Origin of the sequence: Pseudarthrobacter sp. NamB4, assembly GCF_005796185.1 — a bacterium.
GTDB lineage: Bacteria > Actinomycetota > Actinomycetes > Actinomycetales > Micrococcaceae > Arthrobacter.
Genome location: NZ_VAHM01000001.1, coordinates 36643 through 63400, shown reverse-complemented (window position 1 = coordinate 63400; position 26758 = coordinate 36643). Strand labels below are relative to the sequence as shown.

The 26758-nt window shown below is 65.9% G+C and carries 23 protein-coding genes, 1 tRNA gene and 1 pseudogene; 9 read left to right on the top strand and 16 right to left on the bottom strand.

What is annotated here, in order from left to right; translation table 11 throughout:
* Positions 1 to 23: 23 nt before the first annotated feature.
* Positions 24 to 811 (bottom strand): annotated as a pseudogene (locus FDW81_RS00270) (LysR substrate-binding domain-containing protein).
* Between the two features lie 137 nt (positions 812 to 948).
* Here FDW81_RS00270 and FDW81_RS00265 point away from each other — a divergent pair.
* Together FDW81_RS00265 and FDW81_RS00260 are read left to right on the top strand one after the other, a co-directional pair.
* Complete coding sequence (locus FDW81_RS00265) at positions 949 to 2190, top strand: MFS transporter (RefSeq protein ID WP_138131944.1); 1242 nt, start codon at positions 949 to 951, stop codon at positions 2188 to 2190.
* Positions 2191 to 2340: 150 nt separating this feature from the next.
* Positions 2341 to 2844 (top strand): Lrp/AsnC family transcriptional regulator, encoded by a 504-nt coding sequence (locus FDW81_RS00260; RefSeq protein WP_138131942.1) that lies wholly within the window; start codon positions 2341 to 2343, stop codon positions 2842 to 2844.
* Between the two features lie 15 nt (positions 2845 to 2859).
* Here FDW81_RS00260 and FDW81_RS00255 read toward each other — a convergent pair whose 3' ends face one another.
* On the bottom strand, positions 2860 to 4116 hold the full coding sequence (locus FDW81_RS00255; RefSeq protein ID WP_138131940.1) for an MFS transporter: 1257 nt from the start codon (positions 4114 to 4116) through the stop codon (positions 2860 to 2862).
* A gap of 170 nt (positions 4117 to 4286) precedes the next feature.
* On the opposite strand from FDW81_RS00255, the gene FDW81_RS00250 reads away from it, so the two are divergent.
* From FDW81_RS00250 to zapE, 4 genes are read left to right on the top strand one after another with little or no spacing between them, the layout of a single operon-like run.
* Positions 4287 to 4766: an Lrp/AsnC family transcriptional regulator gene (locus tag FDW81_RS00250; protein ID WP_138131938.1), complete on the top strand. Its 480-nt coding sequence runs from the start codon at positions 4287 to 4289 to the stop codon at positions 4764 to 4766.
* Positions 4767 to 4796: 30 nt separating this feature from the next.
* On the top strand, positions 4797 to 5222 hold the full coding sequence (locus FDW81_RS00245) for a DUF1761 domain-containing protein (RefSeq protein WP_138131936.1): 426 nt from the start codon (positions 4797 to 4799) through the stop codon (positions 5220 to 5222).
* Between the two features lie 49 nt (positions 5223 to 5271).
* The gene (gene corA / locus FDW81_RS00240; protein WP_138131934.1) at positions 5272 to 6267 is read left to right on the top strand and encodes a magnesium/cobalt transporter CorA; all 996 of its coding nucleotides are present in this window, start codon (positions 5272 to 5274) and stop codon (positions 6265 to 6267) included.
* Positions 6268 to 6270: 3 nt separating this feature from the next.
* Positions 6271 to 6795, top strand: a complete 525-nt coding sequence (zapE, locus tag FDW81_RS00235; protein ID WP_138131932.1) for an AFG1/ZapE family ATPase — start codon at positions 6271 to 6273, stop codon at positions 6793 to 6795.
* Between the two features lie 90 nt (positions 6796 to 6885).
* Here zapE and FDW81_RS00230 read toward each other — a convergent pair.
* The 4 genes from FDW81_RS00230 to galU form a co-directional block, all read right to left on the bottom strand.
* A tRNA-Ala gene (locus FDW81_RS00230) sits at positions 6886 to 6958 on the bottom strand.
* A 108-nt stretch (positions 6959 to 7066) separates the two neighbouring features.
* Entirely contained in the window at positions 7067 to 8002 is a 936-nt protein-coding gene (locus FDW81_RS00225) for a hypothetical protein (RefSeq protein WP_240719796.1), read from the bottom strand.
* Between the two features lie 81 nt (positions 8003 to 8083).
* A complete protein-coding gene (locus tag FDW81_RS00220) occupies positions 8084 to 8704 on the bottom strand; it encodes a GNAT family N-acetyltransferase (RefSeq protein WP_138131930.1) in 621 nt (206 codons plus the stop codon).
* A gap of 3 nt (positions 8705 to 8707) precedes the next feature.
* Positions 8708 to 9613, bottom strand: a complete 906-nt coding sequence (gene galU / locus FDW81_RS00215) for a UTP--glucose-1-phosphate uridylyltransferase GalU (RefSeq protein ID WP_138131928.1) — start codon at positions 9611 to 9613, stop codon at positions 8708 to 8710.
* A 114-nt stretch (positions 9614 to 9727) separates the two neighbouring features.
* Here galU and FDW81_RS00210 point away from each other — a divergent pair, with 114 nt between their 5' ends.
* The 3 genes from FDW81_RS00210 to FDW81_RS00200 all read left to right on the top strand — a co-directional run bounded on the left by FDW81_RS00210 (position 9728) and on the right by FDW81_RS00200 (position 11620).
* A complete protein-coding gene (locus FDW81_RS00210) occupies positions 9728 to 10351 on the top strand; it encodes a 5-formyltetrahydrofolate cyclo-ligase (protein WP_138131926.1) in 624 nt (207 codons plus the stop codon).
* Between the two features lie 125 nt (positions 10352 to 10476).
* Positions 10477 to 10746: an FmdB family zinc ribbon protein gene (locus FDW81_RS00205; protein ID WP_138131924.1), complete on the top strand. Its 270-nt coding sequence runs from the start codon at positions 10477 to 10479 to the stop codon at positions 10744 to 10746.
* 103 nt (positions 10747 to 10849) lie between these two features.
* Positions 10850 to 11620: a Flp pilus assembly protein CpaB gene (locus FDW81_RS00200; protein WP_138131922.1), complete on the top strand. Its 771-nt coding sequence runs from the start codon at positions 10850 to 10852 to the stop codon at positions 11618 to 11620.
* A 34-nt stretch (positions 11621 to 11654) separates the two neighbouring features.
* Here FDW81_RS00200 and FDW81_RS00195 read toward each other — a convergent pair whose 3' ends face one another.
* From FDW81_RS00195 to guaB, 10 genes are all read right to left on the bottom strand, one after another.
* Positions 11655 to 16040: a DUF4011 domain-containing protein gene (locus FDW81_RS00195; protein ID WP_240719794.1), complete on the bottom strand. Its 4386-nt coding sequence runs from the start codon at positions 16038 to 16040 to the stop codon at positions 11655 to 11657.
* Between the two features lie 129 nt (positions 16041 to 16169).
* Positions 16170 to 17759, bottom strand: coding sequence for a glutamine-hydrolyzing GMP synthase (gene guaA, locus FDW81_RS00190; protein WP_138131917.1), 1590 nt, complete (start codon positions 17757 to 17759; stop codon positions 16170 to 16172).
* Between the two features lie 76 nt (positions 17760 to 17835).
* Positions 17836 to 18342, bottom strand: coding sequence for a DUF3817 domain-containing protein (locus tag FDW81_RS00185; protein ID WP_138131915.1), 507 nt, complete (start codon positions 18340 to 18342; stop codon positions 17836 to 17838).
* Positions 18339 to 19175 (bottom strand): SURF1 family protein, encoded by an 837-nt coding sequence (locus FDW81_RS00180; protein ID WP_138131913.1) that lies wholly within the window; start codon positions 19173 to 19175, stop codon positions 18339 to 18341. Before FDW81_RS00180 ends, FDW81_RS00185 begins: the two co-directional genes overlap by 4 nt.
* A 102-nt stretch (positions 19176 to 19277) precedes the next feature.
* Entirely contained in the window at positions 19278 to 19766 is a 489-nt protein-coding gene (locus tag FDW81_RS00175; protein WP_138131911.1) for a PTS sugar transporter subunit IIA, read from the bottom strand.
* Positions 19767 to 19806: 40 nt separating this feature from the next.
* On the bottom strand, positions 19807 to 21546 hold the full coding sequence (locus FDW81_RS00170; protein WP_138131909.1) for a glycerol-3-phosphate dehydrogenase/oxidase: 1740 nt from the start codon (positions 21544 to 21546) through the stop codon (positions 19807 to 19809).
* 100 nt (positions 21547 to 21646) lie between these two features.
* Positions 21647 to 22783 (bottom strand): GuaB3 family IMP dehydrogenase-related protein, encoded by a 1137-nt coding sequence (locus FDW81_RS00165; RefSeq protein WP_138131907.1) that lies wholly within the window; start codon positions 22781 to 22783, stop codon positions 21647 to 21649.
* A 241-nt stretch (positions 22784 to 23024) separates the two neighbouring features.
* The gene (locus FDW81_RS18010) at positions 23025 to 23171 is read right to left on the bottom strand and encodes a hypothetical protein (RefSeq protein ID WP_171027060.1); all 147 of its coding nucleotides are present in this window, start codon (positions 23169 to 23171) and stop codon (positions 23025 to 23027) included.
* Positions 23168 to 25081: an ABC transporter ATP-binding protein gene (locus tag FDW81_RS00155; RefSeq protein ID WP_138131905.1), complete on the bottom strand. Its 1914-nt coding sequence runs from the start codon at positions 25079 to 25081 to the stop codon at positions 23168 to 23170. The genes FDW81_RS18010 and FDW81_RS00155 overlap by 4 nt, the downstream gene beginning before the upstream one ends.
* An 81-nt stretch (positions 25082 to 25162) precedes the next feature.
* On the bottom strand, positions 25163 to 26674 hold the full coding sequence (gene guaB / locus FDW81_RS00150; RefSeq protein WP_138131903.1) for an IMP dehydrogenase: 1512 nt from the start codon (positions 26672 to 26674) through the stop codon (positions 25163 to 25165).
* Positions 26675 to 26758 lie beyond the last annotated feature (84 nt).

Sequence of the window (26758 nt, the reverse complement as noted above, 5' to 3'; positions counted from 1 at the left end):
GGCTGGCGCAAGGCGTCTTCCGCTTACAGGGACCGCTGCCTGACCAGCCCGGCGAGGAGCTCCGGTCCTTCCGTCACTACCATCTCCCGGAACAGCCGGACGGGCACCGGTTCCGAGCCGGGCTTGCGGCGGCGCCAGGACAAGCCCACCTCGCGGAAGGCCAGGGGCGAGTCAAGGGGAATTTCAACCAGTCCCAGGTCCCCGGTTTCGGGGCCGGCAGTCCGGCCCGGGGCGTTTCCGCCAGGGGGCAGGACACTGACGCCCAGGCCCGCGGAGACAAGGCCTCGGACGGTGTGCGAATCCTGGCTTTCGAAGGCGATCCGGGGCCGGTAGCCTGCTTCCCGGAACAGCGCATCGGTCAGGGACCTCAGCCCATACCCTGGACCGAGCGCCACGAAGGGCTCGGTCCTGATGTCGGCGAGCTGGCGCCCGGGTGCCGGCCGCGGAAGGCACTGATCAGCAGCGGCAGGGTTGCCTCGCCGAAGGTGTGCTGGAAGGACACCGAGATTTTTGCCCCGGACCACCGCGGACTCGTTGCGCACCAGGTCCAGCCCGGCCTGGAACTCCGCCAGGGCCTGCTCAACGTATGGCAGGAGGGTCCGGGCCGCCGGCGTGAGGCGCACTCCCCTGCCGTCCCTGACCAGGAGCTCCGTACCGACGACGGCGCTGGCACGCGCCAGGGCGCGGCTCACCGTGGACTGGGGTACTCCGAGGAGCCCGCGGTTTCCGTGACGTGCTCAGTCCGTCCCAGCTCGGCAAGCACCGGGAGGAGCGGCAGAAGCTGCACCAGCTGTTTCTGGTCCCCGTCCATGGACCTCCCCCTTTCGATCTTTCCCGCGGCACGGCCCGGATAGCATCAACAACTCAGGAGAATCATCCGGATTTGCTATCAGTGTGGCACGAAGCATGCATTGGAAGCATTTATTGGCCGGGAGCTACGCTTGCCGGATGCAGCACAACGCCAGTCCCGCCGGTGTGGGCCAGTCCCCGGGCTGGGACGGCCATGCCAGGGGTTCCACGGCGTATGCCAGGGTCCTCGCGGCACTTTCCTTTGCCGGCGTCGCAACCTTTGCCCAGCTGTACTCCACGCAGGCAGTACTGCCGATGCTGGCCTCGGACCTGCACGTCACTGCGGCCGAGGCGGCCCTCACGATTTCCCTGGCCACCGTGGGCCTGGCGGCGACCGTTATCCCCTGGTCCTTCCTGGCGGACCGGATAGGGAGGGTCAGGGCGATGGCCTGGGGCATATCCGTGGCAACACTCCTGGGCCTGCTGGTTCCGCTGTCCACCAGCTTCGGCATGCTCCTTGCCCTTCGGCTGCTCGAGGGCATGGCGCTGGGCGGCATTCCGGCCATCGCCATTGCCTACCTGAACGAGGAGGTCACCAAGGCCCATGCTGCCCTGGCTGCGGGAAGCTACGTTGGAGGAACGACGCTCGGAGGCCTTGCCGGGCGGTTGGTGGCCGGGCCGGCGGGGGAGCTCTGGGGCTGGCGTGCGGCCGCACTGGCTGTCTCCCTCCTTGCCACCGTGGCCGCCGTCGCCTTCCTGCTCCTTGTGCCGCGGGCACGGGGCTTCGTTGCCGCCCCGGCAGCCGGCCTGCGGGGTGCCTTCCGAACCCTCGGCGGCCACCTGCAGAACGTCCGGCTGCTGGTCCTTTACGGCCATGCCTTCCTGATGATGGGCGGATTTGTGGCCGTCTACAACTATCTGGGGTTCCGGCTGTCCGCTGAACCGTTTATCCTTCCGGGGACGCTGATCAGCCTGATCTTCCTGGCGTACCTGTCCGGTACTGTCACCTCGCGCTGGTCCGCAGGGCTCACCCTGCGCTTTGGCCGGCGCAGCATCCTGCTCGCCGGGCTGGCCGTCTCGACGGCGGGCCTGGCCCTCACCCTGACGCAGTCGCTCGCCCTCATACTGGCCGGGCTCGCCCTCTTCACCGGCGGCTTCTTCGCCGCGCACAGCATCGGGGCCGGCTGGACGGGTGCTTTGGCAAGCACCGGCCGCGCCCAGGCCGCCTCCCTCTACAATCTGGCCTACTACCTGGGCTCCAGCATCATCGGCTGGGCCGGCGGCCTGGCATTCCAGTCACTCGGCTGGAACGCGCTGGCCGCGGCAGTCATGGTCCTTGCCTGCCTCACCGCCGCAGCTGTCGCCGTCGTCCATCCCCGAAAGGAACACGCCGGCCCATAAGCTGCCAGGCGCGCGAAAGGGCTGACCGCGAATTAACTGTCCTAGCTGCAGAAGCAGCACGGCAGATCTTCGACGGAACTGCATTTCCGGGCGTGGAAGCCACGCGGGGCGGGGCTAGGATGAAAACCCATGATTAGTTGAGGAGCTGCAGTGAGCACGAATGCCAGGAATGCCAGGCCGGGAGCGCACCTGGAACCACTTGATGCGATCGACGAGCGGCTGCTGGAAGCCCTGGTAGCTGATGCAAGGATCTCCAACAAGCAGCTCGCTGAACTGGTGGGAATTGCCCCGTCCACCGCCCTGATGCGGACCCGCGCACTGTCCGAACGGGGAATCGTGAAGGGTTACGAGGCAAAGCTCAACCTCTCCGCGATCGGCCGGTCGGTTCAGGCACTGGTAGCCGTGCGCCTGCGCGCGCACGACCGCGACCAGATCGACCGTTTCACGTCCCGGGTACCGCACCTGCCCGCAGTGCTGTCGACGTTCCACACCTCGGGCTCGGTGGACTATTTGCTGCATATCGCCGTCGCCACCACGGAGGACCTGCGCGACTGGGTGCTGGACAACCTGGCAACGGACCCTGTGGTGGGTCATACCGAAACCACACTCGTGTTCGAGCACATCCAGGGCAACCACGGCCCGTTGCCGGATTAATACTCCCGGCGGGGGCTACGCCGCGTCGCGGCGCCCCCTGGGAGCGTGCACCAGTGTCAGGGCTGCGAGGACCAGCGCCGCGCTGCCGCACAGCACCGCAAAACCGGTGACCGAAGCGGCCAGGCCGAAGGTGCCTGCCGCCCAGCCGAGGCCGAGGACCGGCACGGCGCTGCCGAGGTACGTGATGACGTAGACGGTGCTGACGATCTGGGCGTGCCGGGCCGCTTCAACCCTCGCGGCCACCTCATTGAAGACAGTGCGGAAGGCAATGCCCTGCCCCAGGCCGGCGGCAACGGCGGCCGCCACCAGCAGCACCGGGCTCTGCCACTGCCCGGCTGCCCCCAAAAGCAGGACGGACACTCCCAGCACCCCCAGTCCGGCGGGAACCACGTAGCGGCGGCTCCGGAGGGTCAGCAGCTGGCTCAAGGCGGACGAGCCCAGGGTAAGCCCGGCGAGCAGCCCCACCAGCGGGCGGGACTCCGTATCCAGGACCTGCGCGAAGTACCCGGGAGCCAGGGAAAGGCAGAAGCCAAAGACGGCAAAGCTGAGGAAGCCGACGGCGGCAGCGAGCCAGAAGGCGCCCCTCGCCTCGCGTGAGACGGAAGGACGGCGCGGCGCCAGGGCCTGCAGCGGCCTGGAGGGTGCAGGTGGGTTGATCGCCGGGCGTGCACGCAGCAGGTACAGCGGTACCAGGAGGGCGGCCAGGACCAGTGAATGGATGTAGTACGGTGCCGTGGTGGGGCCGGGGAGAAGCGAGAGCAGGCCGCCAATCGCCGGCCCGGCTGCAACTCCCCCGGATGATGCCAGCAGTGTGAACCGGGACGCCCACTCCGGGCGGGACGGCAGGAGCTCGCGCAAGGCAGCGGCGCTGGCACCTGTTGCAAGGGCAACGGCCGCCCCCTGCAATGCCCGCCCGACGCATAATGCAGCGAGTGTCTGCGCACCGGCAAAGAGCCACCCGCCTCCCAGCCCGGTCACCACAGCGAGGATAAGAGCCGCCCTGCGGCCGATATGGTCCGACCAGTGCCCGGCAAGCATGAGCGTGGCCACCAGTGACAGTACGTAGCTGGCGAAGGCTGTAGTCACGCCAAGGGAGGACAGGCCAAGCTCTGCCTGCAACAGGGGGTACAGCGGCGTTGCCAGGTTGGCACCGACCAGCAGCACGAAAATGACCGCGCCTGCCAACACGAGCCGGGCAGTGGTGGATGCGTCCCAGCCGGCCCGACCTGCAGCCGGGGCAGGGCACATCCGGAGTTCGCTGAAAACCGTCACTCTTGCCGCCTTTGGTTCTACCGCGGCGGGTGGTCCTTGTGGGAGCCCGGCGCGGAGTGGAAATCCGATGGCACCAGAATGCTTGACCGCTGTCCTATTGCGCGGAAATGCGTGCAAGAATTGCGCAGGATCATCAAAAGACGCCGCTTTTTAAGACCGGGAGTGACTATATGGGCAGTCTGGATACCACGGACCTCAATATCCTGCTGGCGTTGATCAGGGATCCCCGCATCCAGGTCGGCGAACTCAGCGAATCGCTCGGCGTCGCCCGGAATACCGCACAGGCCCGGATCCGGCGCCTCCTGCGCGCAGGAGTGCTGCGTCCAGGCGGCCGCGAAGTGGATCTTGAAGCGGTGGGCTATGATGTGGTGGCCTTCGTGACCATAGAGGTCTCGCACCGGGAACTGGACGGCGTGGTGGCCGCCCTGCGGCTCATCCCCCAGGTCCTGGAAGTCCACGAGATTTCCGGGCGAGGGGATGTCTGGTGCCGGGTGGTGGCGACGGACACCCACAACCTCCAGGCCTCGCTGCGGCAGGTCCTGAGGATCAAAGGTGTGATCCGGACGGAAACTGTTCTCGCCCTGCACACTCACATCCCGTACCGCACCGAGCCCTTGATCAGCGGCCTCGCCAAGGCTTCGCAGGCCTGACGTTCCTGCCTGGGCGGCTAGGATTTCTGAATGGATTGGCTCTCATACGTTTCGCAAATCAACTGGCCCGGCGTGCTGCTGGCCTTCGTCGCCAGCCTGGCCATCGGCTTTGTCTGGTACATGCCGCCAGTGCTGGGAAACCGGTGGATGGCTGCCATCGGCAAGACGGAAGAAGACCTCAAGAACATCAGCGGCGGCGCGGGCCTCTGGCTGCCCATGATGGCGGCTGCGGCACTGACCGCCATCCTGCTGGCCGTCCTGATCGCCAGGCTCGGCCTGGGCAGCGCTCTGGCGGGCGGTTCGTTCGCCCTGGTGCTGGGGCTGGTGTTCCGGGCAGGCGGCCACGTGATCCACAACGGCTTTGCCGGCCGTCCCGCTGCGGTGACGCTGATCGATTCCGGGCACGACCTGGTGGCCATGACGGTTTCCGGCGTAATCATCGGAGCGATGTCCTGATGCCGCCGATCCTGACTGCAGCAGCCCCTGTGAAGGGGCTGGCCTGCCCATGACCATCATCGACAACGCCGTCTACGTGAACGGTGTACGCCACGTTGAGCCGGAGAGCCTGGAGCAGACCTTCGAGACGCTGGCGCACCATGGAGGGATGGCCTGGATCGGCCTGTATCGGCCTACTGCCGAGGAGATGGCTGCGGTGGCCAGCGAATTCGGCCTGCACGAACTCGCCGTGGAAGATGCCATCTCGGCCCACCAGCGCCCCAAGCTGGAGCGCTACGAAGATAGCCTGTTTACCGTCCTTCGGCCCGCCCGGTACCTCGATGACTCTGAGAGCGTGGAATTTGGTGAGCTCCACGTCTTCACCGGCAAGAACTATGTGGTCACGGTGCGCCACGCCGAAATGGCCGGAGTGGCACGGGTACGCCGGCGCCTGGAAGCACGGCCCGACCTCCTCCGCCATGGGCCGGAAGCTGTTCTGTACGCCCTGTTGGACCGCGTGGTGGACGACTATGCCCCGGTGGTGGCAGGGCTTGAAAATGATATCGACGAGATCGAGGACCAGCTCTTCAGCGGTGACACCACGGTGTCCCGTCGGATCTACGAACTGGCCCGTGAGGTCATCCAGTTCCAGCGTGCCATCCATCCCCTGCCTGACATGATGCACCAGCTGAAGCGGGGCTTCGAGAAATACGGGGTGGAGGCCGACCTGCGGCACAGCCTCCGCGACGTTGAGGACCACGTGGAGCGGGTGATCTCCCGGGCGGATTCCTTCCGGGACCTCCTGCAGAACGCCCTGACCCTGGACGGCACCCTGACCGCGAACCGGCAGAACGAAGCCAGTGCCGAACAGAACGAGCAGGTGAAGAAGATTTCATCATGGGCGGCCATTTTCTTCGCCCCGTCCTTCGTGGCGGGCGTGTACGGGATGAATTTTGACCATATGCCCGAGCTCCACTGGCAGCTGGGCTACCCCATGGCGATCGGCCTGATGATTGCCACAGCGGCAATAATGTACGGGATCTTCAAAAAGAAGGGCTGGCTGTAGCCCATGGACAGGGAGCCGGAACCGCCGGTTCTCCGGCACGGTCGCGTCATTGTCCCCGGCACGGCCCGTCAGTTGGCTGTCTACGGCCTGTTTCCGCCGTCGCCCATCCAGCACCGGGAGTTGCAGGGGGCGAACCGCATTTTCCGCGCGAAGGCGAGCGAACCCGAACTGCTGTGGATCAGCTTTGACGAACTGTGTGCAGCGGACGCGTCCGCCGGGGACTACAGAGGCCTGGCTGCCGGAGCGGAGCTGTGGGTCATTGATGGTGTTCCGGCACCGGAGTCCACCGACGCCGGACGCCAGGCAGAAGCCTGGGAGCGGTTTGCGGAGGTACTGAGGGAGTTGGCGGCTGCAAAGGTTGCGCTCTTTGTGGTGGGTGCCAGGCCGATGGACTGGGCGGCGGCTTCTGCCACTGCCCCCGACGCCGGGCTTCGGGGTACCTTCCCGGAGATCCACCGGCTCCTCGCCAGGCTCGAGCGTGTCAAATCGGATGAAGCGGTTGCCATCGAACGAGTGTCCGGGAGCTAACCACACTCACCTGGCAGGCCTTGGGCGGGCAGGCACCGGATCATTACCACAGCAAAGGAAAAGGCCCCTCAGTGGGGCCTTTTTGTCTTGTGGAGCTAAGGGGATTTGAACCCCTGACCTCTTCGATGCGAACGAAGCGCTCTACCAACTGAGCTATAGCCCCGGAACGATCCGCACCCGCTGGTACGGCACCGGTGACCCTAGGCTACAAATTTTCCTAACCAAAGCCAAACCGGAGCGCACGACCAGTCCGGATGCCCAACACCTGGGATCAAGCGCGGCGGCGCTGCAGGACGTCGTCGAGATTGCTCAGGGCGCTCTGCGCCTTGCAAAGCTGGGCGCTTTCTCCTGCAGCAGCAGGGGCCGCCGCTGGAGCAGCGGCAACGCCCTGCTTCAGGGAAGGCTTGCCAACAGCCTTCGGCGGCTCGGGCAGTTCCAGTGGCTCCGGTTCCGGCCGCTCGGCCTTTGCGGCCTCGACGTAAACGGGCTTGGGAACCTGCACAGGTTCCCAAGTGGCGGAAGCAGAAGCCTTGGCTGCTGCTGCACTGGGATCTCCGGCGGCAACGGCGACAGCAAGGGCGGCCTCGCGCAATTCCATTGCCGTCAGCCGCTTGACCTTGGGCTCATGCGCTTCCGCATCAAAAAGGGGGCTTTCCGGCCTGGCAGGCGCTGCTTCGGGTTGTGGCGGGATATTCACCGCGGGCTCGGGCTGCCGGGCTGGCGCAGCCATCGCGGACCGGAAGGCCGCGTTGACCTTGGCCTTCCTGTCCCGCACCGCGAGCCAGCGCAGGAGGACGACGGAGCCGATGGTGAGCGCCAGGGTTGTCAGTGGCAGGAAAGGAGCGCCCAGCCCGAAGAGCAGGAGCACGCCGGAAACGAATGCCGTGATCAGGGACAGCAGCCCGACCAGGGCGATGGCCGTCCGGCCGTAACGGATACGGAGCTTGCCTGCAGTTGGGGAGCCGGTACGGGCGCTCCCGGGTCCGGCACTCTTCCTGGTGTCCATGACTTTCTCCTGCTGGGCTGCGACGTTCAGTACCAAAGCGGCTGGCGGTTCAGGTGTTTCATCTGCGGCGGTGCCCGCCGGAAAATCGCCGACGGGCTGAAACTGGTGCCTGGGGTTCCGGAGGACGTAAGGGGCAACCCACACAATCCAGAGCACGACGGCAACCACGAGGATCACTGAGCTGCTAAGGGGGAAGTCCACACTCAAAACCGTATGAGCATCCGGTCCACTGTTGCAGCATTAGCCGCGGTGTGTCGTGCCACCGCCGGCAAATCAGTGGATTTATGACGGTCTTGAAGCGAGCCAGGGCTTGAGCAATCCCTCCGGAACTTCTTCCGAGGTCAAGGCGAAGGACCTGTGATCAGCCCATTCACCGTTGATGTGGAGGTAACGGGGCCGGTATCCCTCATCGCGGAATCCCAGCTTCTCTACCACCCGCAGGCTCGGTCCGTTCTCCGGCCGGATGTTGATTTCCATCCGGTGCAGTCCAAGGGTCTGGAAACAATGGTCCGTCACCATGGCAACAGCGGTGGGCGCAATTCCCCGGCCGGCCCGCGCCTGGTCCACCCAGTAACCGAGGGTTGCCATCAGGGCAGAGCCCCAGACGATCGAGGAAACAGTCAGCTGCCCAACAATGACAGGGTGGGCGGCGCCTGCCACCCGCTCGGTGATGACAAAGGGCAACGCGGTGGCCTGGGCTGCCTGCAACTTCAGCGAACGAACCATCTGGCGGTAGTCCGGCAGGCCACCGGAAGGATCCGGGTTCGAGGCTTCCCACGGCGCCAGCCACTGGCTGTTGCGCGAGCGGACCTCGGTCCATTCCTTCTTGTCCCGGTAGCGGATGGGACGCAGGACCAGGTCGCCGCACTCCAGCGTCACGGGCCAGATCTGACCGGCGCGCATGTCTTACTCGGACAGGCCGGCGGTGAACCCCGGCAGCCACTCCCGCAGCCCGGGTCCAAGGTCTTCGCTGTCAATCGCGAGCTGCAGACAGGCCTTCAGGTAGCTGAGCTTGTCCCCCGTGTCGTAGCGGCGCCCCCGGAAGACCACGCCGTACACGCCGTGCCCATCGGCGTCGCCCGTTGCCAGCTGTTGAAGAGCATCCGTCAGCTGGATTTCACCGCCCCGCCCGGGACCGGTTTCCTCAAGGACACCGAACACGGCCGGGTGGAGCACGTAGCGGCCAATCAGAGCCAGGTTGGAGGGGGCTTCATCCACACTTGGCTTTTCAACCAGCCTGTTGACGCGTACATAAGCTTCGCCGTCGACCTGCTCCACATCAGCACAGCCGTAGGCGCTGACCTGTGACGGTTCAACCTCGATCAGGGCAATGACTGACCCGCCGGTCTTGGCCTGGACATCAATCATGGTGCTGAGCAGTTCGTCCCGTGCGTCGATGAGGTCATCACCCAGCAGCACGGCAAAGGCTTCGTCACCAACATGCTGTTTTGCCCGGAGGACTGCATGGCCCAGGCCGTGCGGGTCTCCCTGGCGGACGTAGTGGATGTCGCCCAGGTTGCTGGCAGCCTGGATGGACGCCAGCTTTTCCTCATCCCCCTTGCTTTCGAGGGTTGACTCAAGTGACGGCACCCGGTCGAAGTGGTCTTCCAGCGGCCGCTTGTTGCGTCCGGTAATCATGAGGACATCGTTCAGGCCCACGTTCACGGCTTCCTCAACCACGTACTGGATGGCAGGCTTATCCACAACGGGAAGCATTTCCTTGGGCATCGCCTTGGTTGCCGGCAGGAACCTGGTACCGAGTCCGGCGGCAGGAATGACGGCTTTGCGAACTCTCGGGTTACTGGTAGTCACCGGTCTAATCTAACGTCAGCGTCAAGCATTCAGTAATCAGCGGATGGCCGGAGATGCCCGCGCCGACGGGTGGCCCGCAGCCCGGCGGGCAGGACGACTTTATCAAGGAGAGACATGACGGTTGAGGAAACAAGGGAAGCCAAGGACAGAATCCGTGCCGCCCATCGCCGGCGGCGGGCCTCGCTGACACCCGGGGAGCTGGAAGACGCGGGCGCCGCGCTGGCGAAGCACGGTGCAGCCTGGGCGGATTCGGTAATTCAGGGAAGCGCGTCCCTGGTGTGCGCCTACCTTAGCGTGGGCGGGGAACCACCGACGCTGGCGCTGATGAAGGCGCTTCACGACGGCGGCCACAAGGTTCTGCTCCCCGTCTGTGAGCCGGGGCGGGAAATGAAGTGGGTTTTCTGGGCCCCGGGGATCGACCTGGCGCCCAGCAGCTTTGCCCCCATCCTGGAGCCGGTGGGGACGCGCCATGAGATTGAGGTTGCCGGGGAAGCCGCTGCCCTGTTCATCCCTGCCACTGCCGTTGACCTTGCGGGCAGCAGGGTGGGCCAGGGCGGAGGCTACTACGACAAGTTCCTGGGCCACCTCGCCTCCGCGGGGAAGCATATCCCGCTGGCCGCTGTTATCTACGACGAGGAACTGCTGCCCGCCGGGAGAATCCCGGTGGAGGAATTCGACCGCCCCGTGCCGGGAGTGGTGCTTCCGTCCGGGTTCCGGGACCTGGCTGGCGGCTTCTGACGTCTCGGTCCCGGCGCCGGAGGATGATAGAATTAGCACTCAGGCCCTGCGACTGCTAATGAGATGTCCAGCCGGACACCCGCGGCAGTGCGGGACCTCTCGTTTGCCCAAGAGGAGGAGCACCAGTGCCAACGTATGCGTACGCCTGCAAGGATTGCGGCCATGCCTTTGACATCGTCCAGTCGTTCTCGGACAGCTCTTTGACGTCCTGCCCCGAGTGCCAGGGTACCTTGCGCAAGAAGTTCAACAGCGTGGGCGTGGTCTTCAAGGGCTCGGGTTTCTACCGCACCGACTCGCGTGACTCCAAAGGAAGTACCGTTTCCGCCACTCCCGCTGCAGCACCTGCGCCTGCAGCCGCGCCGGCTTCCCCGGCTCCGGCCGCAACCGCGAGCTGATTTGGGAGTCCTGCAGACTGGGCGACTGATTCAAAACGGAGCGTTGTCCACATAGCTGACTGCGTCCCTGCCCAAGCTGCACCCTGGCCCATAACGTGGGGGCATGCCTGCATACCGCCAGTCCCGCCGCGGCGCATACAGCGGGGGCGCAACCAACAAACTGCACAAAGCAGGGTCTCTGGGGGGTCCGCGGCGCCGGGGCATCCAAGGCAGCAGCCGCAGCGCGAACAAGCGCACGCCCGTCCGTCTCTCGGCTTGGCTGAACCGCAACAGCAGACTTGCCGCAGCGGTGCTGCTGTCCGCTGCCGCTGCCATCACCGTCCACCAGCTCACGCCCGCCCCTGTTCATACGGTGTCTGCGGTAGCGGCCGCCCGCGACCTGCCAGCAGGGGCTGCCATGACGCCAGCAGACCTCGCCGCTGTCCAGGTATCGCCCGGGATGGTGGCCGAAGGCTTCCTTCAGCAGCCAGCCCAAGCGGCAGGCAAACAACTCGCGGCGCCCCTACGGAAAGGGCAGCTGCTCACGGATGCGCAACTCCTGGGTCCGGGACTGCTTGCGGGGTCTCCCCCGGGATCGGCAGCCGTTCCCCTCAGGCTGGCTGACCCGTCGTCCATCCAGCTGGTCTCGCCAGGACAACTGGTCAACGTGGTGCTAACCGCAGCCAACGGCTTCGACCAGCAACAGCCTCCGGAGGTGCTGGCCTCGGCCGTGCCGGTGCTGTGGACCGCCAGCCAGGGCGGGCAGGGCGGCCAGTGGCTGGGGACCGCAGAGACAGACGGGTTGATAGTGGTGGCAGCAAACCCCGAACAGGCCGCCCGGCTCGCCGGTGCCTCCACCCAGGGCAAGCTGTTCTTTGTCCTCGTCGGGCCCTAATCCAGCATCAGCCTCCATGCACCAGCGCCGAACGTCAGCCCCAATGAGGGGGGCGCTGCTCCTTCAGCCAGGTCTCATGGTCGCTGTCCTCGCGGTCGCCCCAGCCCCGGGCTTCATCCTCAGACGCCTTGTTGGGAAGGGCGGCATGGCCATCCGCGGCGGCAGTTCCCCGCCGGGCGGGACCGGTATTTACGGCGCTGCTGCCTCGCCTGGTGCGGCTGCCTGACACTACTGCAGCCTCAGGCTGCGCATCCCCGGCCATAGGGGCATCATGCATTTCCCCCTCCACCTTCTCCGGTGCAGGAGTGGGGTCTTGTGACTGTCCAGCGGCGAATGCGCCGTCCTGTTCCCGGTCCGCGGCCATCGCCATTGCCTCCTTGGCGTGCAGACTTTCAGCCTGCGCTGGGTGATTTGTTGCTGCAGCGCGGCGGCCGGCGCGTGAGTTCTCCGCGTTATCCCGGCTGGTGTCCCAGGAGACCGAAACCGCCTCCGACGAGACCGGGAGCTGGGAATCCGAGGTGAAAGGACCCCCCTGACCGAGTCCGCCGTGAGCGAACGTGGACGCACCTTCCAGTGATTGACTGGCCGCGTCCACACTGTGAAGCGCCTGGTCCACGTCGTCATCGAGGAAGGCGATGGAAGTGCCCGCCCGTGCTGACAGCAGATTTCTCTCAAGGCCCAGGTACCCGGCGATGCGGTCAGCGCAGGCAGACGGATCGGTAAAAACCTCAATGGTCCACAACGGCATGTAGCGCCAGCCAAGGCGTTCCAACTGCTGCGGCCGGAGGCGGCTCCGCTCGCGGACACTCAAGGTGCGGTACTGCTCCGTGCCGTCCGATTCGATCGCCACCGGCCAAGGCAGATCGGCGTCATCCTGTCCCATGGTGCTGAGCGGATCAGCGGCGGCCACCACATCGATGGCACCGTCGTACTGGTGCCACACCCTTGCACCCCGGGCCCGGAGACGGTCCCCAAGGTCGGCCACCAGCGGATCGGCACCAAGTGCCTGTTCGCTTGCTGCAGCGCGTGAAGCGGGAGTTCCGAGATCGGTATTCCCGGCGATTTCACGGTCCAGGAGCGCGTACAGGTCCACGGCGCCGTGGGTGAGCCTGGTCTGGTCCAGGTCCTCGGGCCGGAAACAGGTGAGCACATGCATGGACCTGCGGGCCCGGGTCATGGCCAGGGCGAACTTCTCCCGGCCACCCTCGGCCGAAAGCGGCCCGAAATTGTGCAGGGCGCGTCCGTGCGGCGTGCGGCCAAACCCGGGCGAGAAGATGACGTGGTCGCGCACCAGGCCCTGCGCCCGCTCGAGGTCGACAACACGGAAGGACTCCGGCCCGGCTCCAAAGAAACTTGCCAGCCCCGGGTGGTTCGGCAGCTGCAGTCTGATTGACTCACCAATCCGGGCGGCATGCCGGAGGCTGGCAGTCACCACGGCGAGCGACGTCCTCGGCCGCAGGCGTGCGTGCTCGAAGACCAGCTGCACCACGCGGTTGACTTCCGCCACCACGGACTCCACGCCTTCGTGGTCGGCGCTTGGCAAGCCGGTGCCGTCCGGCAGGTACTCCACCAGCAGGGCGCGGTCCAGTCCGGTGGCCGACTGGCCCTCCGGGAGCCGGCGGAGCCCGCCGTTGTAAAAGCTCTTGCTGAGCTGCAGGACCAGGTCCTCGTCCACTGCGCGGTAGACAAAATTCAGCCGCCACACCGGAAGCACCTCGGACAGGGCAGTAAAAGCACTCTCCACCCGATGGTGGGCTGATTCGCCCGGTGCCAGGCGTTCCACTCCAACCGTGAAGGTGCGGGGGGTTGCGATCCGGGCATCACCGAAGGCGATGACCTGTTTGGCGCGGGCGATGGACGGCAGCACGGCCTGGAGCGAGGTCGCCTCCGCGTCCAGCATGACCACCGCATCAAAGTGCTGCTGCGCCGGCAGCAGGCCGGTCATCAGGTAGGGGCTGACGGACCAGACCGGGACCAGGGCACCAATGAGTTCAGGTGCCTGTGCCGTCAGGGACGCCAGGGAAACCCGGCCGTCCTTGAGCAGGCTGCGAAGGAGGTCGGCCTGCCGCGGATGTTGAGCGATGGCGCTGCGCCACCGCTCCGCAAGGTCCCAGCGCAGGCGTGCGGCACCGCTGGCGATATGGGCGTTGTCGGCAAGGCGGTACTCCGCCTCCAGCTTCCGCAGCGCGTCACCGTCGGACATCGCGAGGTAGTCATCGCCGCTGATCATGGCCTCGAGGGCGGACTGCCACCATGCCAGCTCGAGCTCCGCAGCGACTGACCCTGCCGGAACTTCACGCTCTGCCAGGTCCGCCAGGAGTTCGCCCAGCCCGTGCTCGCGCATGTTCTCCACCAGCAAGGTCCGCTCGGGCAGTGTCTTGAGGGTGTCCGTATCTGCCACCAGGCGCTCCAGGCGCTCCATCAGCTCCTCGTAGCGGACGGTGGCCAGGGATCCTCCGGCTTCGGTATGCCGGAGGGCCTCGCCCAGCTTTGCCAGGTCGGCGTCCAGCGACCGGTGCTTGGCATTCATCTCGGCCAGTCCCGACGGAACTGCCGGGTGCCGCTGCGTCGTGGCGTAGCCCGCCCACAGCGCCCGCTGCTCCTGCACCAGCAGCAGGGACGTGTGCAGGTCGGCGATGTGGACACCGGGCCGGACGTATTCCTTGGCAACCCTGCGCAGCCGTGAGCGTTGCATCGACGTCATCTCGATGCCGCGCTCCTTCCGCCAGGAGGAAGGAGCGGTGGCAGAAATGAGGTCCGTGACCGGGCGGTCGAAGATATCGGGCGTGAACTTGTCCAGGCTGCCCCGCACCGCGACGAGAAGCTCGAGTTGCTCGCCCCATTCCGCAAAGGAGGCACCCAGCCGGATTTCCGCGTGCTCCGCCACGGCCTTCATGCGGTCGCGCAGGACAGGCAGGTTCTTCGCCACGGAGCGGACCAGGTCCTGGGCCTCCTCGGTCTCTTTCCGCGTCAGCAGCCTGGCACCATGCCAGGGGCTGGTGGTGGACGCCTTGCTGAAGCTGCCCAGTTCCGCGGCCCGGCGGAGCCTGCCTGCGAGCTCTTCACGGTCCCGGATGCTGTCGAGGACGCTTCGCTTCAGCCGCACCGTCGTGGCCGGTGCCGGATGGATGGAGGTCAGCTCCGCCAGCGACTGCATGGCCTGGTACGGGGAGCAGCCCCAGCGCTGGCGGACGTTGTGGAGCGACGCCACGTGGTCCATCAGGGCGTGGCGGTGCTCGGTCAAAGTGTTGTGGAGGTTTCCCAGCTGGGGTTCCAGCGACTTTTCATTGCGGACGATGGCCCGGACCAGCTGTGCCTTCAGCTGCTGGGCCGTGACGTTTCCGGACAGCTGGAACAGGATGGACTCCAGGCCGAGGCCCTTGAGCTGTCCGGATACCTCGTTGAGGCTGGCGCGGCGGTCCCCCACCACCAGGACGGTCTTCCCGGCATCCACCAGTGCACCGATAGTGTTGATGGCGGTCTGGGTCTGGCCGGTGCCGGGAGGGCTGCTGACCACAAGGGAATCGCCGGCCCGGGCAGCGTCAATGACGTACTGCTGGTCGGTGTCCGCGTCCAGCAGGAGCAGTTCGTCCTTGGGGTGCCTGCTGTCCAGCGGCGGGAAGCGCGAGGGGTCCGGCTCATCGACGTCCACCACTTCACCGCCTGCCGCCGTCGCCAGCGCGGAGATCAACGGGTTGGAGTCGTTGATCCATGGGTCGTCAAGGTTACCGGAGAGGTCTGCGAAGGTTGAGACCAGGAGGTTGTGCTGGGCTTCCGCGCCATGAATGGGCCGGATCAGCGTGCCCAGCCGGTCCAGGACGGGCTGGGGGTCGAAGCGGGCGGTGCTGTAGGCGAGGCGGGTGACGGCATTGACGTCGAAGACGATGCCGTGAATGTTCTTCAGGTGGCGCACCAGGGCAGGGTTGATGTGCGCCTGCTCCGTCAGCTGGAGCTCGTAGTCGTCCTCCCCCGGGCGGACGGTAAGCGAAATGGCGGTGAGCATGACCGGCGCCGAGATGCGCTGCGGTTTGCCTCCGACGGCGGACGTCCACACCACAGTGCCCGCCGAGAGATACCCGGCATCGATGCCGCGGTCGTTGGCGAGTTCAAAGATCTTGGACCGGATGTTCCGGGAAGCCCTGGCGGCCACCACGTACTGCTGGCGGTCCCTGATCAAGGTGGAAAGCCTCGTTTTGCGGCCCGCCATCAGCTGGGCCAGGCCCGACGGGTGGGCATGGGTCAGGTCGATGGAGCCTTCCGGAGTCTTGGTGAAGCGCAGCATTGTGTCTGCACCAGTGACGGGTTTGAGCCCGGACAACCATTTGCGGAGCTCCTCCGAGCCCTCCGGGTGGTCTTGACCAACTGACACTACTGCCTTCTTTTCTGCGCTTGCACGTGACGCCCTGGACCATACCGGCATAGCTTCGAGCGTAGCCGCTCGGGCGCCGGACTTGAGAGACCGCAACACTGGAGGAGGCGAATTTACGGAGGATTTCGCCCGAAAACAGCAGTGGCCGGCCCCCGCAACGGAGGCCGGCCACTCAGGATGCTATTCCCACTCAATGGTTCCCGGCGGCTTGCTGGTGACGTCCAGCACCACGCGGTTGACGCCTTCCACCTCATTGGTGATGCGGTTCGAGATCCGGGCCAGCAGATCGTAGGGAAGGCGTGACCAGTCCGCCGTCATGGCGTCCTCGGAGGAGACCGGGCGGAGCACGATGGGGTGGCCGTAGGTGCGCCCGTCGCCCATGACGCCGACGCTCCGGACTTCGGCCAGCAGGACCACCGGCATCTGCCAGACCTCGTTGTCCAGGCCGGCGGCGGTCAGCTCTGCGCGCGCGATGGCGTCTGCCTTGCGCAACAGGTCCAGGCGGTCCTTGGTGACTTCACCGACGATCCGGATGCCCAGGCCTGGGCCAGGGAAGGGCTGGCGGCCCACGATCTCCTGCGGCAGGCCAAGCTGGGCACCGACGGCACGGACTTCGTCCTTGAAGAGGGCGCGCAGCGGCTCGACGAGTTCGAACTGCAGGTCCTCGGGCAGGCCGCCCACATTGTGGTGGCTCTTGATGTTGGCTGCGCCTTCGCCGCCACCGGATTCGACGACGTCCGGGTACAGGGTGCCCTGGACCAGGAACTTGATCTTCTCGCCGTGGGCTGCAGCCTCGGCGATGATGGCCAACTCGGCTTCCTCGAAGGCGCGGATGAACTCGCGGCCGATGATCTTGCGCTTGGTTTCGGGATCGCTGACGCCGGCGAGGGCTGAGAGGAAGCGCTCCTGCTCGTTGGCAACATAGAGCTTCACACCCGTAGCGGCAACGAAGTCGCGCTCCACCTGCTCAGCTTCGCCTTCGCGCAGGAGGCCGTGGTCCACGAACACGCAGGTGAGCTGGTCGCCCACGGCACGCTGGACCAGGGCGGCCGCAACGGCAGAGTCCACGCCGCCGGAGAGGCCGCAGATGACGCGCGCGTCCCCGACCTGCTGGCGGATGCGCTCCACCTGCTCCTCGACGATGTTGCCGGTGGTCCAGTTGGGCTCGATTTTCGCGCCCTTGAACAGGAAGTTCTCCAGCACCTGCTGGCCGTAGGCGGAGTGCTTGACTTCCGGGTGCCACTGGACCCCGAAGAGGCCCTTGTCCTCGTTGGCGAAGGCAGCCACTTCAGCGCCCGCCGTCGTCGCCAGGACCTCAAAGCCTTCGGGTGCCTCGTGAACGGAATCACCGTGGCTCATCCACGTCTTCTGGTGCTGCGGCATGCCCTCGAGGACGGAACGTCCCTCACCCAGGATGGTGGTTTCCGTGGAGCCGTACTCCCGCAGCCCGGTCTTGTCCACCTTGCCGCCCAGGGCGTTCGCCATCGCCTGGAAGCCGTAGCAGATGCCGAAGACCGGCACCCCTGCTTCAAAGAGGTCGGCGCCAACGCTGGGGGCACCGTCGGCATAGACGCTGGAGGGGCCGCCGGACAGGATGATGGCGGCGGGATTTTTGGCGAGGAGTTGCTCGGTGGAGTAGGTATGCGGAACCACTTCCGAATACACATTCGCTTCCCGGACGCGGCGTGCAATCAGCTGCGCGTACTGGGCACCGTAGTCAACTACCAGCACCGGCTTCTGGGAAGTCTGGGATGCAGTGGGAGTAGTCACCGTAATAGCCTACTTGCCGCTGTTGCACCCGCGCACCTTGAGAAGCAGTGCTGTGACGCAGCAGACGTTGGTTGGCTCAGTACCGCTGGGCTGCCTGCGGATTGGCTGCCAGCTCGGCCTCCGCCTCGGCATGGACCTTCTTCTCGACAATGAAGGACAGGAACGGAACGACGCCGCCCAGCGCCAGCAGGATCAGCTTGAGGAACGGCCAGCGCATGAGCGCCCACAGGCGGAAGTTGGACATCAGGTACACCACGTACATCCAGCCGTGCACAATGAGGACCGTGACTGACAGGTTGACTCCGCCCAGCACAGCCGGCGGCTCAGCGCCGGCGAACCCGAAGCCAAAGGGCTGTCCGGTGGCCGCGTCGGTGCCGCCCGCGAACAGGTACTGGCCGAAACCATACCGGGCGACCAGTTCGGCGCAGAGCAGCAGCAGCATGGCGCCCGTCAGGTACGCCAAAACTTTGTAGAACTTCAGGGCTGACCGGATCTGCGCCTCGGTACCACCGAAGCGGCGCTTTTTTCCGGAGGCTTTGCCACCGGCGGGTGCGGCGGGGCTGGCGGGTTTCGGGTCAATCATGGCTGTACCTTTTGCTGGTTGTGGTCAGTGTGCTGGTGGTCTTCATCTTCAGCTTCGAGGCTGTCTTCGAGATCGCGGTGGTAGTCGTCCTTCACCAGCCGCCACCAGATGAAGAGGGCGAAGCCGGCGAAGACCACCCATTCCAGGGAGTAGAAGAGGTTGAGCCAGTTGATCTGCTGCGCCGGCGGCTGCGGCCCGATGTCCAGCGGAAGAAGCTTGCCGGGCACCGCAGCGGGACTGACATCCACACCGTCCGCCAGTTCCGCGGTGGCGGCCACGAAACCGGGGTAGCTGCTGACCTCCCAGTAGTTGATCAGCTCCGCCACTGAAACCGCGGTGGCCTCCCCCGGCTGCGGCGCCGTGCCCGGCACGGGAGCTTCGGACGGCAGGAGCCGTCCAGTCAGTTCGATAGTGCCCGACGGCGGAGCGGCGGCATCTGCGCGGTCCGCCACCCAGCCGCGGGCCACCGGGATCCACGTCTGAGGCGAGGCAGCGGCCCCGGCGAGCGTGGGCGCCCCGGTGACGGCAAAGGCCGATACCACCCAGTAGCCGGTCTTGCCGTCGTGCAACCGGCCCGGGACCAGGAGCTGCTTGGCAGGATCATAGGAACCTCGAGCCGAAACCATTTGGTCGGCGTCGGAGCCGTGGAAGAACTCACCCGGATTAAGGGTTTCGGTCAGCGGCCGGACCTGCTCCGTGGCAGGGTTGACCGGCACTTCAGGCTGGGTGGACCGCCCGAACTGCCACTGGCTCAGCAGCACGAAGACCCCGGAAACGGCGATCGCGAAAACAAAACCGGCGATCCATCGGGGCTTGAGGGCTGTTTTCCACACGTCTTAACCGTACTTCGTGCTTCTGTAGAACAACTAAACGCCGGAACGGAGGGATGTGCCCCTCGCCTGTCCCCGGGAACGGCAGGGCTGGCTCCAGCCGGATCAGTGATCGAAGAAGACCAGGCTGGAGTTGATGAGTTCGGCAATCACTTCGGCATCGTATGCCCGGCGCAGGGACTCACGGAATGATTCCTTGGACAACGACCGGGCCAGGGTGGCCAGGACTTCGAGGTGGTCCGAGAAGGAGCTGGCCGGGGTTGCGATCAGCAGGATGACGGATGCCGGGCCGTCGGCGGCACCGAAGTCAAGGGCGTGTCCGTACTTGGCAATTCCAACGCCGATGGAGGTTTGGGAGACGAACTCGCTGCGCGCATGCGGCAGGCCGATCCCGCCGGGCAACCCCGTGGCCAGTTGGTGCTCCCGGGCATTGACATGCTTCAGGAACCCTTCGAGATCCGTGATCCGCCCGGCGTCGTACATGCGCTTTGCCAGCTGGGTGGCGGCGTCGGCCTTGTCCGCTGCCTCCAGCTCCAGGATCACCATGTCCGGTGTGGTGAGCTCGGCATCGTACCGGTCAAGTGGTTCCGCCAAGGCGTATCCCTTCAGTCAGCAGTGCTGGTGCCGTAACCCCTCAGCGCAAGGGCACGATGTCCTCCACGCCCAGGCGGGCGGCGTCTGCGGATTCGTCGTCCGGCTGTTGCTGGCTTAGGCGTTCGGCCTCCACCCGCGCAATGTAGTGCCGGACCTCGTTTTCGCGCTGGGCGTCACTCCAGCCAAGAACGTCACCCATCAGTTTAGCGACAACCGGCACGGCGGACACGCCGCGGTCCCACGCTTCGATGGAAATCCGTGTCCTTCGGGTCAGGACATCGTGCACATGGCGGGCGCCCTCATGCGTGGCGGCGTACACGGCCTCGGCCTGGAGGTAGTCATCCGCACCGGGAAGAGGCTCCGCCAGCGCAGGATTCTCCTCGATGAGGGCCAGCACCTCGGAAGTCATGGAACCGTACCGGTTGAGCAGGTGCTCAACCCGGGCCACGTGCACGCCGCTTTCCTCCGCGGTACGGTTCCGGCGGTTCCAGGCAGCCCGGTACCCGTTCGCGCCCAGCAGCGGGATGGTCTCCGTGCAGCTGGGCGGGACACGCTCATCCATGGTACGGGTTGCCTCGTCCACGGCGTCCTTGGCCATCACCCGGTACGTTGTCCACTTCCCGCCTGCCACGACCACGAGTCCGGGTACCGGGTGTGCCACCACGTGTTCACGGGAAAGTTTGGCGGTTGAGTCGTTCTCGCCCGCAAGCAGGGGACGCAGCCCGGCGTACACGCCCTCCACGTCTTCGCGGGTCAGCGGGCGCTTGAGGACCCTGTTGACGTGTTCCAGGATGTAGTCGATGTCCTTGCTGGAGGCAGCCGGGTGGGCTTTGTCCAGGTGCCAGTCCGTGTCCGTGGTCCCGATGATCCAGTGCCGGCCCCAGGGGATGACGAACAGCACGGACTTCTCCGTGCGCAGGATCAGCCCCACCGTTGACTGGAAGCGGTCGCGCGGAACCACCAGGTGGATGCCCTTGGAGGCGCGGACCTTCAGCTGCCCGCGCTCTGTCACCATGGCCTGGGTTTCATCCGTCCAGACGCCGGTGGCATTGATGACCTGCTTGGCGCGGATGTTGAATTCGGTCCCGTCCTCGTGGTTGACGACCTTGGCGCCCACCACCCTTTCACCTTCGCGGAGGAAATCCACCACCTTCATCTGGTTGACGGCGTGGGCGCCGTAGTAGGCCGCAGTCCGGATCAGGTTGGCGCAGTATTTCGCGTCATCCACCTGGCCGTCGTAATACCGGATGGACCCCACAAAGGCGTCGTTCTTGAGACTGGGGGCGGCGCGCAGGGTGCCCCTCCTGGTGAGGTGTTTGTGGAACGGCACTCCCCTGCTGTGGCCGCTGGAAATCGACATCGCGTCATACAGGGCAATGCCGGCACCCACGTAGGGGCGCTCGAGGAAGGGCTTGGTGAGCGGATACAGGAAAGGCACCGGCCGGGCCAGGTGCGGCGCAATTTCGGAGAGCAGCAGTCCGCGCTCCTGAAGCGCCTCCTTGACCAGGGCAAAGTCCAGCATTTCCAGGTAGCGCAGGCCGCCGTGGATCAGCTTGGACGACCTGGACGACGTACCGGCCGCCCAGTCGCTGGCCTCGACTATTCCGACTTCCAATCCCCGGGTGACGGCGTCGAGGGCGGCCCCGGTGCCCACAATGCCGCCGCCGACAATCAGGATGTCCAGTTCCCGGCCGGGCTCCGCAGTTGCACGCAACCGCTTGATGGCCGCTTCCCGTGCTGCGGGGCCCAGGGCCCCTCCGTTAGCAGGAACACTCTTCATTGAACGCCTCCAGTACCACTAGTGCCGGTCGTGAAACCACCCTACTTCGTTTGCGGCGTGGTTGGGCAGGGCGGCAGGAGGCGGCTGGCTTGCCCCGGCGTCAGTTTCCTTCGTACGGGGATACGACGACGTCGACCCGCTGGAATTCCTTCAGGTCCGAATAGCCTGTGGTCGCCATGGAGCGGCGGAGGGCGCCGATGAGGTTGGACGTCCCGTTGGTGTGGTGCCCGGGGCCGAAGAGAACTTCCTCCAGGGGTCCGACGGTGCCGACGTTCACACGGTCACCGCGGGGAAGCTCCAGGTGGTGGGCTTCCTGGCCCCAGTGCCAGCCTTTGCCGGGCGCCTCTTCGGCGCGCGCCAGCGCGCTGCCCAGCATGACGGCGTCGGCACCCATGGCGATGGCCTTGACGATATCCCCCGAGGCGCCCATGCCGCCGTCGGCGATCACGTGGACGTAGCGGCCGCCGGACTCGTCCATGTAATCGCGGCGGGCGGCAGCGACGTCGGAGATGGCGGAAGCCATGGGCGAGTGGATGCCCAGCGCCCGGCGGGTGGTGGTGGTGGCTCCGCCGCCGAAGCCGACCAGGACGCCGGCCGCACCCGTGCGCATGAGGTGCAGCGCGGGGGTGTAGCCCGCCGCGCCGCCCACGATCACCGGGACGTCGAGTTCGTAAATGAACTGTTTGAGGTTCAGCGGCTCGTGATCTTTGGAAACGTGCTCGGCGGAGACGGTGGTGCCGCGGATGACGAAGATGTCGACGCCTGCGGCAAGGACGGTCTTGTAGTGTTCCTGCGTGCGCTGCGGGGTCAGCGATCCGGCCACCGTCACGCCGGCTTCCCGGATCTCCGCCAGGCGGGATGTGATGAGCTCGGGCTGGATGGGCGCCTGGTACAGCTCCTGCATTCGTCCGGTCACGAGGGGGCTGTTGGTCTCGTCCTGCAGTGCCCCGATTTCGTCCAGAACGGGCTGCGGGTCCTCGTACCGGGTCCAGAGTCCTTCGAGATCAAGGACTCCGAGGCCGCCGAGCTTACCCAGCGCAATGGCAGTCTGCGGTGACATGGCGGAGTCCATGGGCGCCGCAATGACGGGCATGCTGAACTGGTAGGCATCGATCTGCCACGAGACGGAGACGTCCTTCGGGTCGCGGGTACGACGGTTAGGGACGATTGCAATGTCATCCAGGGAGTAGGCACGACGCCCACGCTTGCCACGGCCGATCTCGATCTCGTAAGTCACTGCTCTAGGTTATCCCAGCCGCTGCGCTACCCCTGGCTAGAGTGGCCTGCTGGGCAAACGCTGGATCTTTGATGGACATATTGCAGGCCCGGGCACCTCCTCCGGGCTGCGCGCCGTGGTAGGACTCTGGCACCAGTCCCACTTCGGCACGTTTCCGGCGTAATGGTCCAGCAGCCGTCCGGGCGGCGACTGCTGCTCGCGCCGGGGGCGGCCGGCGGGAGTACTACGGGGTAAGCGACCTTCACGACATCACGTCCGCCGTCGTCGGCTGGAACGGAGCGGACGCCGGCGAACTGGCGCCCATTCGGCCTGCCGTGACGTTCGGTTTCCGCAGTGTTCCGCCCCAGCCAAGCCTCGCCCGGGTGCGCACCACGATAACCGAACTCATGCCCCGCCGGCCTCCGGGCCGACGCCGGCAGGGTTCCCTGGGCGGGCATGGGAGGCTATGGGGCCGGCGGGGACGCTGAGCTGGGATTCGAACATCCGGAAGTAGCGGCCGCGCAGCGCCACCAGTTCCTGATGCGTGCCCTGCTCCACGATCCGGCCGTCCTCGAGCATGTACACCATGTCCGCCTTTTCAATGGTGGCGAGGCGGTGGCTGATGGCGATGATGGTGCTGTTCCGGTCCGCGAACAGGCGGGTGAAGATGCGATGTTCGGCGAGGGCATCGATGGCGGAGGTCGGCTCGTCCATCACCATGAAGGAAGCGTCCCGGTAGAAGTTCCGGGCCATGGCGAGCCGCTGCCACTGGCCGCCGGACAGACCGCTGCCCTTCCGGCCCCGCGGGTCCTCCATCCAGTTGCTGACGTGGTTGTCCAGTCCATTGGGCAGCCTGTTGATGAAGTCCAGGGCTTCAGCGTCGGCGGCGGCCTTGCGGATGCGGACGTCGTCCCGCGGCGAATCGACGTCGCCGAACCAGATGTTCTCCGCGGCAGTGGCGAACTCGTACTTGAGGAACTCCTGGCTGAGCACGGCGAGGTGGCGGTGCCAGGAGGTGACGTCGACTGCGGCGAGGTCCACGCCGTCGAGCATGACCTGACCTGAGTCAGGGCGGTAAAGGCCTGCCAGGATCCTGACCAGCGTGGACTTTCCGGCGCCGTTTTCCCCCACGATGGCGATGTGCTGTCCTTCGCGGATGGTCATGCTGATGCCCCTGATGACTTCGATGTCGCTGCCGGTGTAGGTGAACCGGATGTCCTTCAGCTCCACGGTCCTTGGTGGCTGCAGCAGCGGCGGCGCGTGCTCCGAGTGGACGGGCAGGGCCATGAACAGCTCATAGTCCTTCAGGTTTGCCAGGTCCTCGTCAATTGAGCTGAGGGAGGACACCAGGTTGTTCGCGGTGGACAGGGCGCGGCTGACGATCTGCTGCACGTAGAGAAACTGGCCCACGGGCTGGGCGCGGGCGATGATTTGCCCCACCACCCAGATCAGCGAGACCACCTCTGCGCCGTATTGGAGGGCGTCCGCGGCCAGCTGCTTAGGGATGTAGCGGCGCTGGAAATCAAGACGGCGGCGCTCGTCTGCGTCGCGGAGGCGGGAGCGGAGGTCCATGAGGAAGCCGACGATGCCGTACAGCCGCATCTCGGCAATGTGCTGAGGACGCAAAAGGTTGGTTTCGATCATCCGGCGCTGGCGCCTGGAATCCACCTGGGTGTTCCAGTGGGCAATCTGTTCGCGCGACAGCTTGAACTGCAGGTAGACGCTGGGCACAATGGCCACCAGCACGATCACTGCGATCCACCAACTGACCAGCAGCAGGGCACCGACGGCCAGGACCACCGAGACGAGCTGCGTGAAGATCGCGGCGATGCGGTCAAGGACCCGGGCATAGGAATCGGAGAACCTCTTGGCGCGGTCGTACAGGTCAACGGTTTCTTTGTCGTCGTAGCGCCAGAATTCGAGGGCCAGGAAGCGTTCGTACATCTGGTCGCCCACGATGGCGCCCACTTTGAAGCTCATCAGTTGCTGGATGTAGCGGTCGACACTGCTGAACGCGCCCCAGAAGAGCCCCAGGGCAGCGGTGATAATGACGTAGACGATCGCCAGCTGGCCCGCCCCGCCGTCGCCGGCGTAGGCAGCGGCAAGCGCGGTGGTGGTCAGGGCCGCGAAGTAGGTGGTGACCAGCGGCAGTACGGCCGAGATCAGCGAACCGAGCACTTTCATGACCACTGCGCCCGGCGAGGCACGGAAGCTGACCTTCAGTACCTGGGCTACGGCCCGGGCATAAGGCCGCAGCGCCAGCCGGCGCTGGGGATCGCGTGTGGGGGTCAGTTCCGCCGGATGGCGTGATGCGGGCATGCAATCAGCCTAGTTCCGAACAGATACAGGTTGAGCCCCGCCGAAACCCGGGTTTCGGCGGGGCTCAACCAAAGATGGCTCTTAGCGCGAACCGTAGTTCGGCGCCTCTACGGTCATCTGGATGTCGTGCGGGTGGGATTCCTTCAGGCCGGCGGGGGTAATCCGGACGAACTTGCCGCGGGCCTTCAGTTCTGCGATGGTCGGCGCGCCGGTGTAGAACATGGTCTGGCGCAAACCGCCCACCAGCTGGTAGGCCACCGATGACAGCGGGCCACGGTAGGCAACGCGGCCTTCGATGCCCTCCGGAATGAGCTTGTCATCGCCGGAGACATCCGCCTGGAAATAGCGGTCCTTGGAGTAGGACGTGTTCTTGCCGCGGGATTGCATGGCTCCGAGCGATCCCATGCCCCGGTAGGACTTGAACTGCTTGCCGTTAACGAAAATCAGTTCGCCGGGGGACTCGTCGCAACCGGCCAGCAGGGAACCGAGCATTACGGTGTCGGCGCCGGCCACCAGCGCCTTGCCGATGTCGCCCGAGTACTGCAGGCCGCCGTCGGCGATCAGCGGAACGCCGGCCGGGATGGCAGCTTTGGCCGATTCGTAGATGGCGGTGATCTGCGGGACGCCCACGCCGGCCACCACGCGGGTGGTGCAGATGGATCCCGGTCCCACGCCAACCTTGATGCCGTCGGCGCCGGCGTCGATCAGTGCCTGGGCGCCTTCACGGGTGGCGGCCTGGCCGCCGATGATGTCCACGTGGGCTGCCACGGGATCGGACTTGAGCCGACGGATCATGTCCAGCACACCCTGGGAGTGACCGTTCGCGGTGTCCACGAACAGGGCATCGACGCCGGCGTCCACGAGGGCCATGGCGCGCTCCCAGCCGTCCCCGAAGAAGCCGATGGCGGCGCCCACGCGGAGCCGGCCTTCGTCGTCCTTGGTGGCCAGCGGGTACTGCTCGGCCTTGGTGAAGTCCTTGGTGGTGATCAGGCCCTTGAGCCGGCCCTGCTCGTCCACCAGGGGAAGCTTCTCGATTTTGTTGGTGGCCAGCTTGTGCGAGGCTTCCTCACGGCTGATTCCCACGTGTCCGGTGACCAGCGGCATCTTGGTCATGACGTCGCTGACCAGCCGCAGCGGGAAGTCGGACTCGGGGACAAAACGGGTGTCGCGGTTGGTGACGATGCCCAGGAGGCGGTTGTCCTCATCCACCACGGGCAGGCCTGACACGCGGTACTGGGCGCACAGGTCATCCAGTTCCCGCAGGGTGGCTTCCGGACGGATGGTGAGCGGGTTGGTGATCATGCCCGACTCGCTGCGCTTGACCCGGTCCACCTGGTCAGCCTGGTCAGCGATGGACAGGTTGCGGTGCACCACGCCCAGGCCGCCCTGGCGTGCCATCGCGATGGCCATCCGGGACTCGGTGACGGTGTCCATGGCAGCGGAAAGGAGCGGCGTCTGCACCGTGATCCGCTTGGAAATCCGGGAGGAGGTGTCCGCCTCGGACGGGATGACCTCGGTATGTCCCGGCAGGAGCAGGACGTCGTCGTACGTCAGGCCAATAAAGCCAAAGGGGTTGTGTTCGGGCTCGGTCATGAGTGCGCCTCTTACCTTGGTTGCTGGACGGGTAGGGGTTGCAGCCGATGACCAGCCCGTCATTACGGGACTGGCCTGTGCAGA